Source organism: Acidovorax sp. FW305-C-20-28, assembly GCF_058783375.1.
Genome location: NZ_JBYSYM010000019.1, coordinates 101,396 through 115,153, shown reverse-complemented (window position 1 = coordinate 115,153; position 13,758 = coordinate 101,396). Strand labels below are relative to the sequence as shown.

At 68.3% G+C, this 13,758-nt stretch carries 11 protein-coding genes; 4 read left to right on the top strand and 7 right to left on the bottom strand.

All coding sequences use genetic code 11. The features are described from left to right. Window positions 1–4: 4 nt before the first annotated feature. The 5 genes from AC3WOH_RS21330 to AC3WOH_RS21310 form a co-directional block, all read right to left on the bottom strand. The gene (locus AC3WOH_RS21330; RefSeq protein ID WP_492231329.1) at window positions 5–880 is read right to left on the bottom strand and encodes a heme/hemin ABC transporter substrate-binding protein; all 876 of its coding nucleotides are present in this window, start codon (window positions 878–880) and stop codon (window positions 5–7) included. Continuing rightward, window positions 870–1,997, bottom strand: a complete 1,128-nt coding sequence (locus AC3WOH_RS21325) for a hemin-degrading factor (RefSeq protein ID WP_492231328.1) — start codon at window positions 1,995–1,997, stop codon at window positions 870–872. The genes AC3WOH_RS21330 and AC3WOH_RS21325 overlap by 11 nt, the downstream gene beginning before the upstream one ends. Before the next feature lie 5 nt (window positions 1,998–2,002). Next, window positions 2,003–2,350, bottom strand: coding sequence for a hypothetical protein (locus tag AC3WOH_RS21320; protein ID WP_184858542.1), 348 nt, complete (start codon window positions 2,348–2,350; stop codon window positions 2,003–2,005). Window positions 2,351–2,398: 48 nt separating this feature from the next. Further along, window positions 2,399–4,642, bottom strand: coding sequence for a TonB-dependent hemoglobin/transferrin/lactoferrin family receptor (locus AC3WOH_RS21315; RefSeq protein WP_492231326.1), 2,244 nt, complete (start codon window positions 4,640–4,642; stop codon window positions 2,399–2,401). Between the two features lie 163 nt (window positions 4,643–4,805). Beyond that, complete coding sequence (locus tag AC3WOH_RS21310) at window positions 4,806–5,828, bottom strand: helix-turn-helix domain-containing protein (protein WP_492231325.1); 1,023 nt, start codon at window positions 5,826–5,828, stop codon at window positions 4,806–4,808. 83 nt (window positions 5,829–5,911) lie between these two features. On the opposite strand from AC3WOH_RS21310, the gene AC3WOH_RS21305 reads away from it, so the two are divergent. Both AC3WOH_RS21305 and AC3WOH_RS21300 read left to right on the top strand, forming a co-directional pair. Beyond that, window positions 5,912–7,939: a TonB-dependent receptor domain-containing protein gene (locus AC3WOH_RS21305; protein WP_492231323.1), complete on the top strand. Its 2,028-nt coding sequence runs from the start codon at window positions 5,912–5,914 to the stop codon at window positions 7,937–7,939. Beyond that, complete coding sequence (locus AC3WOH_RS21300) at window positions 7,926–9,320, top strand: alpha/beta hydrolase-fold protein (RefSeq protein ID WP_492231321.1); 1,395 nt, start codon at window positions 7,926–7,928, stop codon at window positions 9,318–9,320. Before AC3WOH_RS21305 ends, AC3WOH_RS21300 begins: the two co-directional genes overlap by 14 nt. A 51-nt stretch (window positions 9,321–9,371) precedes the next feature. Here AC3WOH_RS21300 and ahpF read toward each other — a convergent pair whose 3' ends face one another. Continuing rightward, window positions 9,372–10,979, bottom strand: a complete 1,608-nt coding sequence (gene ahpF, locus AC3WOH_RS21295) for an alkyl hydroperoxide reductase subunit F (RefSeq protein WP_492231320.1) — start codon at window positions 10,977–10,979, stop codon at window positions 9,372–9,374. 183 nt (window positions 10,980–11,162) lie between these two features. Continuing rightward, window positions 11,163–11,738: an alkyl hydroperoxide reductase subunit C gene (ahpC, locus tag AC3WOH_RS21290; RefSeq protein ID WP_184858532.1), complete on the bottom strand. Its 576-nt coding sequence runs from the start codon at window positions 11,736–11,738 to the stop codon at window positions 11,163–11,165. A 356-nt stretch (window positions 11,739–12,094) separates the two neighbouring features. Between ahpC and AC3WOH_RS21285 the strand changes: the two genes are divergently transcribed. Together AC3WOH_RS21285 and bfr are read left to right on the top strand one after the other, a co-directional pair. Continuing rightward, window positions 12,095–12,889, top strand: a complete 795-nt coding sequence (locus tag AC3WOH_RS21285) for an FTR1 family protein (protein ID WP_492231318.1) — start codon at window positions 12,095–12,097, stop codon at window positions 12,887–12,889. 196 nt (window positions 12,890–13,085) lie between these two features. Continuing rightward, a complete protein-coding gene (gene bfr, locus AC3WOH_RS21280) occupies window positions 13,086–13,562 on the top strand; it encodes a bacterioferritin (RefSeq protein ID WP_492231317.1) in 477 nt (158 codons plus the stop codon). Window positions 13,563–13,758 lie beyond the last annotated feature (196 nt).

The window sequence follows — 13,758 nt, the reverse complement described above, 5'->3', positions numbered from 1 at the left end:
TCACTCACGCAGTGACCACCTGCAGGCGCGCCTGGATCTCGCGCACGGTGGCGGGCAGGCGCGGCCCGAAGCCGAGCAACTGGCTGGCCTCCATGGTCACCAGGGCCTTGCGGCGGAAGGCGGGCGTGAGCGCCAGCTCGGGCCGCTGCCAGAACGCGGCCTCACCGCCCAGCGCCTCGATGCCCTGGGTGCTGTTGAGCAGCACCTCGGGTGCGGCACTGGCCATGGCCTCGGCCGTGAGTGGCCGGTAGCCCGCGAACTGGGTGATGGCATTGGTGCCGCCGGCAAAGCGGATCAGCGCATCGGCCGCCGTGCCGGTGCCCGCCACCATGGGGCTGCCGCTGTGCGAGAGGATGAAGATCGCGCGCGGGCGCTTCGTGGAGGCCGCCACGGCCTTCTGCACGGCAGCCCACTGGGCATCGAGATCGGCCTGCAGGGCGGCAGCCTCGCGTTCGCGGCCCGCCACGCGGCCCACGGTGGCGACCTTGCGCTGCACCTCGTCCCAGGTGTGATCGGCCTTGACCAGTTCCACGCGCACGCCGGCGCTGCGCACCTGGTCCAGCACCACGGGCGGGCCGGCCTCGGTGGTGCCCACCACGGCATCGGGCTTGAGCGACAGCAGCCCCTCGGCCGAGAGCTGGCGCATGTAGCCCACCTTGGCGGTCTTGAGTGCGGCCTCTGGGAACAGGCTGGTGGTATCGGTGCCCACCAGCTGGCCCTGTGCGCCCAGCAGGTAGACCACCTCGGTCAGCGCGCCGCCCAGCGAGACGATGCGCGCCGCGCCCGCCGCACGGGCCTGGCCCAGTGCGAACGACAGCGGCAATGCCGCAGCACCGCGCAGCAGATGGCGGCGCTCGATCAAACCGGCATCACGCAGCATGGGCCAGCTCCTGCAGCCGTGGCAGGCCCGCAACCAGGTCGCGCCAGCCCTGCAGCTCGGCCTGGCCGGGCTTGCGCGCGCCGAAGAACATGGCCATCAGCTCGCCCGCATGGTCGAAGACTTCGACCGAGGTCACCACACCGTCGGCCGTGGGTTTTTCCACCAGCCACACGCTGGCCACCATGTCGGTGCGCAGGTGCAGGTTGAAGCCGGGGTCGAGCACGTTGATCCACTGCGCGCCGCCGGGCGTATCGAGCGGCTTGATGTTCACCACCGGGCCGGTGTGGATCTGGATGCAGCCCCCGCTGCCCACGAAGACCATGATGGGCAGGCCACCCGCGGCCGCCTGCTGCAACACGGCGGTGACGGATTCCTTGGCCAGGTGCCAGGCAAACTGCCCCTCCACCAGGCGAAAGCTCTGCTGGCGCTCCACCGCGAACTTCCGGATCAGGCCGAAGAATTCGTGCGTGTCCTGCATCGCGGCCCAGCCTTCGCGCAGGCCGGCAGCGTCGATCTCGGCATCGGGCCGGGGCGCTTCGGCCGCTGGCGGCGCACCGAAGACATAGCCCGCGCTCGGCTGGGCAAAGCGCTGCACCACGGCATCGAGCGCGGCCAGGTCGGTGGCTTCGCGCACGAAGACCTTGTGCACCGCACGCCCGTGGGCGTTGAAGAACTGCAGGCTGCGCTGCGCTGGGCGCGCCGGGTCGGCGGCCGCTTCGGTCACGGCAAAGCCCGCATGCCATTGCGCGAAGAACAGGCGCAGGTCGATGTCTTCGCTCAGGGCGATGCCCACCGGCCCGGTGGCCGAGATGTTGGTGTAGACCCCGGTCTTCTCGTGCACCACACCCTCGTTGCGCGTGAGCGCCATCAACGGGCCGCAGGCTTCGAGCGCCTGCAGCAGCTGCAGCCACGAGCCCTGCAGCGGCACGGCCTTGAGCGGGTATTCATGCTCGCCCGCATGGGCGGCAATGGCCGCGCCTTCGGACAGGCCCAGGGCCTCGGCAGCGTCCTTGGCACGCTTGCCGGTGGCGCGCACGGCAGCAAACTGTTCGCGGATGGCGGGCGCCGTCTGCAGGCGCACGCCGTTGGGGTCTGGGGTGAAGGAAGAAGAAGTCATGCGCGTCATTGAACGGTCTCGGGGGCGGCGATCCACAGCGCACGGCGCTGCTCGGCGGCCGACAGCGCGGCGCTGGCGGCATCGGCCGCGGGGCCTGCGCACTGCTGGGCCCAGCGGCCCTGCAGGCTCCAGACCACGGTGCGAAAGTGCGGCGTGAAGCCTTCGGCATCGGCCAGCATCTGCAGGTTGGCGGTGATCTTGCGGCCCATGGCATCGCGGTGGCTGTCACAGCAGGCCTGCACATAGCCCGTCATCAGGGCCAGCGTGCCGGCCAGCAGCGCCTCGGCACAGGGCAGGCTGTATTCCTCGTCGCAATGGCCGCTGGATGCGGGCGTATCGGGTGCATGGCTCATGTCTGTCTCCTTGCGCGATGGGATGGGTTCGAAGAAAGGTCGCCCCGGTCAGAAGTCCGCGACCAGCGAGACGCGCACGGCGCGGCCGGGCTGGCTGTAGGCGTCGATGAAGCTGGCGTTGGCGGCCAGGCCGCGCACGTCGGCCCAGCGCCAGTGCTTCTTGTCGGTCAGGTTGTAGATGCCGGCGTTCAGGCGCAGGTCCTTGCGGATGCGCCACTGGCCCGACAGGTCGAGCACCGTGTACGAGGGCGTGAGGAACTGCGTGCTGCCCGTGGCCAGGGTCACGTCCTCGGCCTTCTTGGCGGCGGCATGCGTCATGTCCAGGCGCACCATGAAGGCGCTGGTGTCGTAGCGCAGGCCGGCCGTCAGGCGCGAAGGGTCCACGGTGTTGACGGGCTTGCCGGTGGCGGTGTCGCGCCCACGCGTCTGGCCATAGGCGAAGGGCGTGCTCAGCTGGCCGCCCGCCAGCTTGCCCCAGCGCACATCGCCCTTGACCTCGAAGCCACTGAGCTTGACGCGGCCGATGTTGACCGACTGGAACACCAGCGGGTTGCCCGGCGCGCCGGTGCCGCCCACCTGGCGCAGGTCTTCGATGAAGTCCTTGTAGCGGCCGGTGAAGGCCGCGGCCTCGATGGACAGCATGTCCATGCGGCCGCGCACGCCGAGCTCGAAGTTCTGGCTCTTCTCGGGCTTGAGGTTGCCGTTGGGCACCGTCTTGTAGTTGCTGACCGGGTTCTCGAAGAAGGCGTTGACCTGGCCGGCGTTGGGCGCGCGAAAGCCCGCCGCGTAGTTGCCGAACACGCTCCACGCCTCATTGGCGCGGTACAGCACGCCCAGCTTGGGCGAGGTGGCGTTGCCCGAGAGCGAGACCGCCTGTGCGCCGAAGCCGGTCTGGTCGGCCTTGATGCGGAAGCTGTCGAAACGCACGCCCGGCGTCACGCTGAAGGGGCCGCTCACGATCTCGTCCTGCACGTACAGCGCGGCGCTGGTCTCGTTGGTGTCCGGGAAGCGCTTGAGCGGGAAGGTCTCGCCCACGGGCGGCGTCACGCCGTCCTGCAGGTTGGTGACCTTGGCGGCCGCGTAGTCCAGGCCGTAGGTGATCTTCTGCACCAGGCTGCCGCTGCCGCGCAGCACCTTGCTGCCCTGCAGGTTGGCTTGCCAGCTGCGCTCGTCGTAGGTCACGTCGCGCACGCGGTCGGCCGCGGTGTTGCGGTCCTCGAAGGCGTATTCGCGCGAATGCGCGTCCTGGTAGCTCAGCGTGGCCTTCACGTCGTCGGCAAAGCCGGTGTTCAGGCGCCAACTGCCCTCCCAGGTGGCGCGGGTGCGCTGCATGTCGGTGGAGGAGTTGGACGACAGCGTGGACGTGGCGGCCAGCGGCGGCTTGGAGCGCGCGGTGAGCAGCTCGTAGTCGGAGGTCTTGTCCACATGCTCCACCGTGAAGGCGTGGCGCTGGCCGCCACCGGGGGTGAGCACCACCTTGGCCAGCAAGGCGCCGCCCTGGTCCTTCTGCGGGTTGGGCAGGGTGCGGTCGGCGTTGGCCGCATCGTTGGTGCCCATGTTGTCGAGTTCGCGCGAGCGGTTCACGCTGCCGGCCACCAGCCACTGCACCGTGTCGTTGACGCGGCCGGCCACCGTGGCGCCCAGGCGCTTGCCGTGGTCGTCGCCGTCGTAGCCCGCGCTCACCTGGCCGCCCAGGGTCTTGCCGTCCTTGAGGAAGTTCTCGGGGTCGACGGTGATGAAGTTCACCAGGCCGGCCATGCCGTCCGATCCGTACAGCGCCGAGGTGGCGCCGCGCACCACCTCGATGCGCTGCAGCAGGCCCATGTCCAGGTAGTCGCGGCCGAAGGCGTTGGCGCTGAACACATAGCTGCGCGGCAGGCGGATGCCGTCCACCATCATGAGCACGCGGTTGCCGTCCAGGCCGCGGATGTTGAAGCCCGCGTTCTGCTCGCGGCCTGTGGAGCCGCTGGCCAGCGAGAAGCGCGCGGGCGAGCGCGTGACAGAGACGTTGGGCAGCTCGCGCGCCGCATCGCGGATGTCGCGCACCTGGCCTTCTTCGAGCGCACGGGCGTTGATCACGTCGATGCTCATCGGCAGGTCGTCGGGGTTCTGCTCGCTGCGCGAGCCGCTGATCACCACCTCCTTGAGCGCGGGGCCGGCCGCAATCAGCTGCGCAGGCTCGCTGCCCGTGGTCTGCGCCTGGGCGCCCGTGAAAGAGGCGCATGCCAGCGCGGCCAACAGGGCCAGCGGACGGGGTGCGAAACGGGGGGAATTGTCGGTCGGGTGCGCCACAGGGGAAACCTTTTCTCTGAATCGGGGTTGGAACAGAGCTGGCTTCGGGCGCCGGAAATCCCCGGGAAAGTGGGGCTGGCAGTGGCTGGCTATCGGGCCATTATATGAGAATAATTATCAATACGTATTGACCTGTCTCTGTCTGCGCCCTTACCAGAAACACTCACAGCCGCTGGCGCGCCTGCCGCGGCGTGATGCCGAACACGCGGCGGAACGCCGTCGCGAAATTGGCCGCGCTGGCGTAGCCGGCCAGGGCGGCGGCGCCCGCCACATCGGCCTCGCCACGCTCCAGCGCCTGGCGCGCGCGCAACAGGCGGCGCTGGCGCAGGTAGTCCACCACCGAGGTACCGCCGACCTTGGGGAAGTGGCGCTGCAGGTGGGCCGCACTCATGCCCGCATGGCGCGCGATGGCGGCCAGCGGCAGGGCATCGGCCTCCCCGCTGTCCAGGAAGTCGCGCAGTGCGCGCAGGCGGCGGTGGCTGCGGGCATCCAATGCGTCGTTCCGCGCGGGGGCCGCAGCCCCTTCTGCAGAGCCTGTGCCCTGGCGCGCAATCACGTCCAGCGCCTCGACCACGATGTCCAGGCAGCGGCTCTCCAGCCACAGGCGGCGCAGGACGGGATCCATCTCGGGCGGGCGGCCGATCTGGTCGGCCAGCGCCATGGCGCGCGCCGAAGGCTGCCAGGGCGCCACGGCCAGGTGCTGGCGGCTGAAGGCCTGCACGGCGCCATTCGCCACACCATTGGCCTCCAGCCACTCGGGCATCAGCGTGAGCGAGACCTTGCGCTCGGCGCGCCCGCTCTGCCAGTGGCGCGTGAAGCGGTCGGGCTCGGCCAGCGCCACCAAAGCGGCAGGCATGCGGCCGCTTCCAGGGCCCAGCACAAAGCTGCGCCGCCCATACGAGAGCTCGGAACTGCCCTGCACCAGCATGCACAGCTTGAGGCCGGGCAGCAGCAGGTTGGAGGTGCGCAGCGTGCACAGGTCCTGCAGCTCGGTGCGGTAGAGCACCAGGCCGGGGCGCAGCTCCAGCGTCTCCATGCGGCCGCGCAGCACCGCGCGCGGCGCGGCCTGCATGCCGGCGACCTGGTAGTCACCGCCCAGCAGGTGCAGGTTGCGCGTGAGCTCGGGCAGCCCGAGCACGGGCATTTCTGGGCACAGCGCAAAGCTTTCTGGGTGGATGTCCAACATGGCGGCGGCCCACGGGGGCGTAAGCGTGAAATGATAAACGGGTTTCATTCTCATTTAGAAAATACAACAGCACCGAGGACTGCATGCATTTCCGTACCACCCCCCTTCCCCTGGCGCTGACCGCGCTGTGCGCCGCCCTGGCTGCCGCCGGGGCCCATGCGCAGGCGGTCGCCGATGCGCCCGCCGCACCGGCCCTGTCCACCGTCGTGGTCACCGCATCGGGCAATGAGCAGGAGCTGCGCGAGGCACCGGCCAGCGTCTCGGTGATCACGCGCGAGGAACTGGAGCGCCGCCCCGTGCAGGAACTGGCCGAGTTGCTGGGCACCGTGGAAGGCGTCACGCTCAGCCGCAGCGGCAACCTGGTGCCCGGCGTGCAGCTGCGCGGCCTGGGCTCGGCCTACACGCTGATGCTGATCGACGGCAAGCGCGTGAACGCCACCTCGGCCATGTTCCGCGGCAACGACTACGACACGGGCTGGGTGGCCACCGACGAGATCGAGCGCATCGAGATCGTGCGCGGTCCCATGTCCTCGCTCTATGGATCGGACGCCATCGGCGGCGTGGTCAACATCATCACGCGCCCGGTGGGCAAACAATGGCGCGGCTCGGCCCGCGTGGAGACCGTGCTGCAGCAGGACAAGCAGGCCGGCGACAGCCGCCTGGCAGGCTTTTCGCTGGCCGGCCCCATCGCCACCGACCTGCTGGGCCTGAAGCTCACGGGCGCCTACGACCAGCGCGATGCCGACGGCGCCAACATCAACTCCCAGCCCGCCTCGGGCACGCGCCAGACCGGGCTGCAGCACATCCGCAACCGCCTGTTCGGCGCGCAACTGGCCTTCACGCCCGATGCGCGCCAGAGCATCACCGCCGATGTAGACACGAGCCGGCGCGACCACGCGGGCTTCCTCATGGAGCGCGACGCCGTGGCGCTGCGCCACAAGGGCCAATGGGGCTTCGGCAACACCGAGCTGACCTACGCCGCCGACGAGATCCGCAACCTCACCGGCATGGTCACGGGCCAGGTCAACCCCAACAAGGCCAGCACCAGCAACCTCTCTGGCAAGCTCAACCTGCCCGTGGCCTGGGGCAACCAGTTCGTCACGGCGGGCTTCGACGTGCGCCGCGAAAAGCTCAACGACCCGGCCAACCTGCGCGGCCTGCCGGGCACGGCGAGCTACAACGCCAGCCCCGAGACCTCCATCGGCCAGTGGGCGCTGTTCGTGGAGGACGAGATCCGCGTCAACGACAAGCTGGCCATCACCCTGGGCAACCGCTTCGACCACCACGAGAACTTCGGTGGCCACAACAGCCCGCGCGCCTACGCGGTCTACCACCTGAGCGATGCCCTCACCGTCAAGGGCGGCGTGTCGCGCGCCTTCCGCGCGCCCACGCTGCTGCAGGGCAGCCCCAATTGGGGTTCGGTGTCCTGCGGCAGCGCCACCGTGGGCTGCTACATCGTGGGCAGCCAGGCCATACAACCCGAGACCGGCACCAGCCAGGAGCTGGGCCTGCAGTTCGCGCAGGGCATCCACAGCGGCGGCCTCACGTTCTTCAACACCGACCTGAAGAACATGATCGACATCCCCAACCGCACAGCCGACCGCGCGCTGGCACCGAGCTACGACAACTTCGTCGGCTACCTGCCCGATGGCCGCCCGATCTTCCGCTACCAGAACATCGCCAGCGTGCTCTCGCGCGGCGTGGAAGCCAGCTGGGCGGCCCGCCCCTCGGCCGCCTGGAACCTGCGCGCCAACTACACCTACACCGATGCCAAGAACACCAGCGGCGCCATCGCCCTGCCGCTGACCTACCGGCCGCGCCATGTGGTGAACCTGGGCGCCGACTGGCGCGCCACGGCGCAGCTCACCGTGAGCGGCAGCCTGCGCTACCACAGCGCCCAGTACATCAGCGTGCCATCCAATGGCCAGAACAAGGTGGAGAAGGCCGGCTATGCGATCGCCGACCTCACCGCCGGCTGGCGCCTCACCGATGCACTCACGCTGCGCGGCGGCATCCTGAACCTGACCCACAAGACCTTCGACCGCACGACCTCGGCCGACTTCAACGAAGACGGCCGCCGCTACTACCTGGCCCTGCATGCGAAGTTCTGACCGGCGCCCCGTCGCCAGCACTGCCGCCCTGCTGCTGGCAGCGCTGCTGGCCTGCGCGCCCGGGCTGTCGCCCGCCCAGTCCGCAACGACCTCGATCGCCGCGCCCCAGGCGGCAGCCCTCGAAAGCCCGCGCCTCGCGCGCCTGCACGCGGCCCTGGCCGCAGGCGAAGGCACCGAGGCGTTCTGGCGCGAGACGGCCACCCACGGCGGGCCGCTGGTGGAGCCGGGCGCCAACGACAAGGAGGCCCTGCTCACCTTCCTGTGGCGCGGAACGCCGGCCACGCGCTCGGTCAAGGTCTCATGGGCCATGCGCTCGGAGAGCGGCTTCGCACTGGCGCAGCTGGACCAGAGCGATGTGTGGTACCTGAGCCTTACCGTGCCCAAGGGCCTGCGCGCCTCCTACCAGCTGGTGCCCGATGCCGAGGTGCCGCCCGGCGCGGACCGCATGGCGCGCGCCCGGGCCGAGGACGCCGTGGCGCAGCCCGACCCGCTCAACATGGCGCGCTGGCCTCTGCAGCCCAGCCGCACGCCCGTCAGCGCCGAGCCCACGGCCCCGCGCTCGGTGCTGCGCCTGCCAGGTGCCCTGGCAGAGCCCTGGCGCGACGACGCCAGCACCCCGCGCGGCACACTGGAGCATCTGCGCCTGGCGAGCACCCGCCTGGCCAACGAGCGCGACGTGAGCCTGTACCTGCCGGCCGCCACCGCCACCGGCAAGCCGCTGCCGCTGCTGGTGCTGTTCGACCGCGATGCCTACCTGGACCGCGCCGATGTGCCCGCGCTGCTCGACGCCCTGATCGCCCAGGGCCGCATCCCGCCGCTGGCCGCCGTGTTCGTGGGCCACCCGGCACCGGCCCTGCGCGGCACCGAGCTGCCGGCCAACCCGGAGTTCGCCGACTTCCTCGCGCACGAGCTCATGCCCTGGCTGCACGCGCGCCAGCCCGGCATCTCGCACGACGCGCGCGACGTGGTCGTGGCCGGCTCCAGCTACGGCGGTCTGGCCGCAGCGTTTGCGGGCTACCGCCACCCGGGGGTGTTCGGCAATGTGCTGGCGCTGTCGGGTTCGTTCTGGTGGGGGCCGCGCAATGTGCCGCGCACGCCCGGGTTCGACCGCTTCGGCGAGGGCGAATGGCTCACGCGCGAGTTCGCTGCCAGCGCACGCCTGCCACTGCGCTTTTTCATCACGGCGGGGCTCATGGAGATATCGCTCACCGGCGATGGCGGCGGCATCCTCGATACCAGCCGCCACCTGCGCACCGTGCTGCAGGCCAAGGGCTACCCGGTGCACTACCAGGAGTTCGCAGGCGGCCACGACTACTACGCCTGGCGCGGCGAGCTGGCGCAGGGCCTGGTGCACCTGCTGGGCGACCGGGCCAGACCATGAAAAACGGGAGCCCTCGGGCTCCCGTTGTCATTCATCGCAGCGCGCGCAGGCTCATGCGGCCACGGCTTCCGGCACGGCTTCGGCCGTGGCCTTGGCCACCACCGGCATGCGGATCAGGTGGTCGAAGGCGCTCAATGCGGCCTTGGAGCCGTCGCCCGCGGCAATGACGATCTGCTTGAACGGCACCGTCGTGCAGTCGCCCGCGGCGAACACGCCGGGCAGGTTGGTGCGGCCGTGCGAGTCGACGATCACCTCGCCGAACTTGGACAGCTCCACCGTGCCCTTGAGCCATTCGGTGTTGGGCACCAGGCCGATCTGCACGAACACGCCTTCGAGCGGTACCAGGTGCTCTGCGCCCGTCGCCCGGTCCTTGTACCTGAGGCCGTTGACCTTGCCGTCGGCGCCGGTGATCTCGGTGGTCTGCGCATTGGTGTGGATGCTCACGTTGGGCAGGCTCTTGAGCTTGTTGACCAGCACCGCATCGGCCTTGAGCTGGTCGGCGAACTCGACCAGCGTGACATGCGCCACGATGCCGGCCAGGTCGATGGCGGCCTCGACACCCGAGTTGCCGCCGCCGATGACGGACACGCGCTTGCCCTTGAACAGCGGGCCATCGCAGTGCGGGCAGTAGGCCACGCCCTTGTTCTTGTACTCGGCTTCGCCGGGCACATTGACATTGCGCCAGCGCGCGCCGGTGGACAGGATCACCGTCTTCGATTGCAAGGTGGCGCCGTTGGCCAGTTGCACGCCGACCAGGCCGCCGGGTTCGCTGGCCGGGATCAGCTTGTCGGCACGCTGCAGGTTCATGATGTCCACGTCGTAGGCGCGGGTGTGGGCTTCGAGCGCCGCGGCGAACTTGGGGCCGTCGGTCTCCAGCACCGAGATGTAGTTCTCGATGGCCAGCGTGTCGTTGACCTGGCCGCCGAAGCGCTCGGCCGCCACACCGGTGCGGATGCCCTTGCGGGCGGCATACACAGCCGCTGCGGCACCAGCAGGGCCACCGCCGACGATGAGCACGTCATAGGGTGCCTTGGCCGACAGCTTGGCCGCGTCGCGGGCTGCGGCGCCGGTGTCGAGCTTGGCCACGATCTCTTCGACCGACATGCGGCCCGAGGCGAACACCTGGCCATTCATGAACACCATGGGCACGGCCATGATCTCGCGCTCGGCCACTTCCTTCTGGAAGGCGCCGCCTTCGATCACGGTGGTCTTGATCTTGGGGTTGACGATGGACATGAGCGACAGCGCCTGCACCACGTCGGGGCAGTTGTGGCAGGTCAGGCTCATGTAGACGTCGAAGCTGAAGTCGCCGTCGAGCGCGGCGATCTGCTCGATCACCTCGGGTTCGACCTTGGGTGGATGGCCGCCGGTCCACAGCAGGGCCAGCACCAGCGAGGTGAATTCATGGCCCAGGGGCAGGCCGGCAAAGCGCAGCGAATTCGTGCTGCCCACGCGCTGCAGGCTGAACGAGGGGGTACGGGCGTCCTGGCCATCGGTGCGCAGGCTGATCTTGTCACCGCGCAGGGACTGTATGGTCCGGAGCAGCTCCAGCATGTCGCGGGAGGTTTCGCTGTCGTCCAGGGAGGCCACCAGTTCGAACGGCTGCGTCACGCGCTCCAGGTAGGCGGCAAGCTGGGTCTTGAGTTGGTCGTCGAGCATGGTGGTGTCCTTTCGATTTATAGGTACAGGTTGGGGGCTCGGGGCGCTTGTGGCAAGCCCCGTACCGCAACAGTGCGTAAGAAAAAATGGGCGAAAAAAAGCCGGACGGCATGGCGCACACGCGCCACGACGCTGTCCGGCTGGGGGCGGCCTTGAGGCCGCCGTGCCGATGCAATCAGCCGATCAGATCTTGCCGACCAGGTCCAGCGAAGGAGCCAGGGTCTTGGCGCCGTCGTTCCACTTGGCGGGGCAGACTTCGCCGGGGTGGGCGGCGGTGTACTGGGCAGCCTTGAGCTTGCGCACGGTTTCCTTGACGTCGCGGGCGATTTCGTTGGAGTGGATTTCGGCGGTCTTGATGATGCCGTCGGGGTTGATCACGAAGGTGCCGCGCAGTGCCAGGCCTTCTTCAGGGATGTGCACGCCGAAGGCGTTGGTCAGCTGGTGCGTTGGGTCGCCGACCAGGGGGAACTTGGCCTTGCCCACGGCAGGCGAGGTCTCGTGCCACACCTTGTGCGAGAAGTGCGTGTCGGTCGTGACGATGTAGACCTCGGTGCCGGCCTTCTGGAACTCGGGGTAGTTGTCGGCCGCGTCTTCGATTTCGGTGGGGCAGTTGAAGGTGAAGGCGGCAGGCATGAAGATCAGCACGGACCACTTGCCCTTCAGGTCGGCTTCGGTCAGGTCGATGAACTCGCCCTTGCCATTGCGGTTGACGAAGGCGGTGGTCTTGAAGGGTTGAACTTGCGTGTTGATCAGGGACATTGCTGTTTCCTTAAATAAAAGGTGGATTGTGAACTGACTACGGAATGAAGTTTAGGCCCTGGAAGGCCATCAATCCAATTAATTGATTTGATTGAATCAATTGGTTGTGACTATATCAAGACAATGCCCTGCCCGAGCTTGGCCGCGCGGCGGCCACCGACACGGCCCTTGTGCCATGTCAAATACTCCAAATAAGATTGATTCTCGTTAAGCGCATGATCCGCGGGCCGCGGGAGCAGCCAGTGCCCTGCGGCACCGCCTTGGCCACCGCTGCCAATTCCCTCCGAACCGGTCATAAGAGCCAGGTTTCGCCCTCGGGCGGATCGGCTCACCATCCATAGCAAAGACCTGAATCCATGTTCCAGACCCTGCTCATCTGTTTCCGCGAAGGGCTCGAAGCCCTTCTGGTCGTGGCCATCGCCACCCTGTACCTGCGCAAGACCGGGCGCCTGCACCTCCTGACGCCGCTGCGCGCCGGCGTGGTGGTCGCCCTGCTGCTCTCGCTGGGCCTGGGCTGGGTGCTGTCGCGCGTGGGTGCCCTCTCGCCCGTGGCCGAAGGCGTGATGGCCCTGGTGGCCGCCGCCGCCGTGGCCTGGTGCGTGGTGCACATGCGCAGTGCCGGCAAGGGCATGGGGCAGGAGATCGCAGCCCGCATCGACCGCGCCAGTGTGCTCGAAGGCCCGCAGGCCTGGCTGGCCGTGTTCCTGTTCGCCCTGTTCATGGTGGGCCGTGAAGGGGTGGAAACCGCCACCATGCTGGCATCGCTGGCCAGCAGTGCCGAACTCGGCTACATGGTCTGGGGCGGCCTCGGCGGCCTGGCGCTGGCCGCCGCCATCGCCTGGGCCTGGACACGCTATGGCCGCGCAGTGAACCTGGGCCGCTTCTTTCGCGTCACCTCCTGGTTCATGGCCGTGTTCGCCGTGCAGCTCGTGGTCTATGCGCTGCACGAGTTCACCGAAGGCAACCTCATCCCCGGCATCGACAACGCCTGGTGGCATGCCAACACCGAAGACCTGGCCGAAGGCTCGATCGCCCAGATGATCTCGCTGGCCCTGGTGCTGGTGCCCACCGTATGGCTGGCCGCGGCCCACTGGCGCGACCGCCGGCAGGCCGGCAACACGCCCTCCGCACCGGGCGTGCAAACACAGTAAGCCAGCCTGCCCCGCCCCTTGTGCCCCACGGGCCGCTGCGCAACCGCGCAGCGGCCCGTGCTGCATTGCGGCACCAAACGCGAACACAACTCAGCATCACACGCAGCCAATGCGCCACAGAGGGGTCTTGCCTTGCACGGGCCCTGCCGGGTCACGACAATCAGCGGCGAAACACATCAATAAGAAGGAGTCTCCCATGCAAGGCGACGCACAGGTCATAGCCCATCTGCAGGCCCAGCTCAAGAACGAGCTCACAGCCATCAACCAGTACTTCCTGCACTACCGCATGCTCAAGCACTGGGGCTTCGACAAGCTGGCCAAGAAGGAGTACGAGGAGTCCATCGGCGAGATGAAGCACGCCGACGTGCTCATGGACCGCATCTTCATGCTCGACGGCCTGCCCAATCTGCAGGACCTGGCCAAGCTGCAGGTCGGCGAGGACGTGCCCGAGATCCTGAGTTGCGACCTGAGCTCCGAAAAGGGCGCCCAGGCCACCATCAAGGAAGGCATTGCCCACTGCGAGACCGTGCGCGACTACGTCTCGCGCGACATCCTGCAAAAAATCCTCGACGACACCGAAGAGCACATCGACTTCCTGGAAACCCAGATCGAGCTGATCGCCAAGATCGGCCTGCAGAACTACCTGCAGTCGCAAATGAGCGAAGAACACTGAGCCACCGCCCCCATCAACGAGTCGCCCCACGAAGACAAGAAGAGCAGGCTCGACAAGAAGAAGACCGGACCATCGACGACGGCGGCAATACTGAGAAACACAAGCACCTCACGCATTCTCCAAACGGGCCTCGGGCCCGTTTTTTTATGCCCGCGGGGCACAAACCGTTGCATTTGCACATCAAGCATTCACATTT

Excerpts from the sequence above, each read along its gene's own strand:
- AC3WOH_RS21285 (WP_492231318.1), top strand. The coding sequence starts at position 12,095 with ATGTTCCAGACCCTGCTCATCTGTTTCCGCGAAGGGCTCGAAGCCCTT.
- AC3WOH_RS21300 (WP_492231321.1), top strand. The coding sequence starts at position 7,926 with ATGCGAAGTTCTGACCGGCGCCCCGTCGCCAGCACTGCCGCCCTGCTG.
- AC3WOH_RS21310 (WP_492231325.1), bottom strand. The coding sequence starts at position 5,828 with ATGTTGGACATCCACCCAGAAAGCTTTGCGCTGTGCCCAGAAATGCCC.
- AC3WOH_RS21325 (WP_492231328.1), bottom strand. The coding sequence starts at position 1,997 with ATGACTTCTTCTTCCTTCACCCCAGACCCCAACGGCGTGCGCCTGCAG.
- ahpC (WP_184858532.1), bottom strand. The coding sequence starts at position 11,738 with ATGTCCCTGATCAACACGCAAGTTCAACCCTTCAAGACCACCGCCTTC.
- ahpF (WP_492231320.1), bottom strand. The coding sequence starts at position 10,979 with ATGCTCGACGACCAACTCAAGACCCAGCTTGCCGCCTACCTGGAGCGC.
- AC3WOH_RS21330 (WP_492231329.1), bottom strand. The coding sequence starts at position 880 with ATGCTGCGTGATGCCGGTTTGATCGAGCGCCGCCATCTGCTGCGCGGT.
- AC3WOH_RS21320 (WP_184858542.1), bottom strand. The coding sequence starts at position 2,350 with ATGAGCCATGCACCCGATACGCCCGCATCCAGCGGCCATTGCGACGAG.
- AC3WOH_RS21305 (WP_492231323.1), top strand. The coding sequence starts at position 5,912 with ATGCATTTCCGTACCACCCCCCTTCCCCTGGCGCTGACCGCGCTGTGC.
- bfr (WP_492231317.1), top strand. The coding sequence starts at position 13,086 with ATGCAAGGCGACGCACAGGTCATAGCCCATCTGCAGGCCCAGCTCAAG.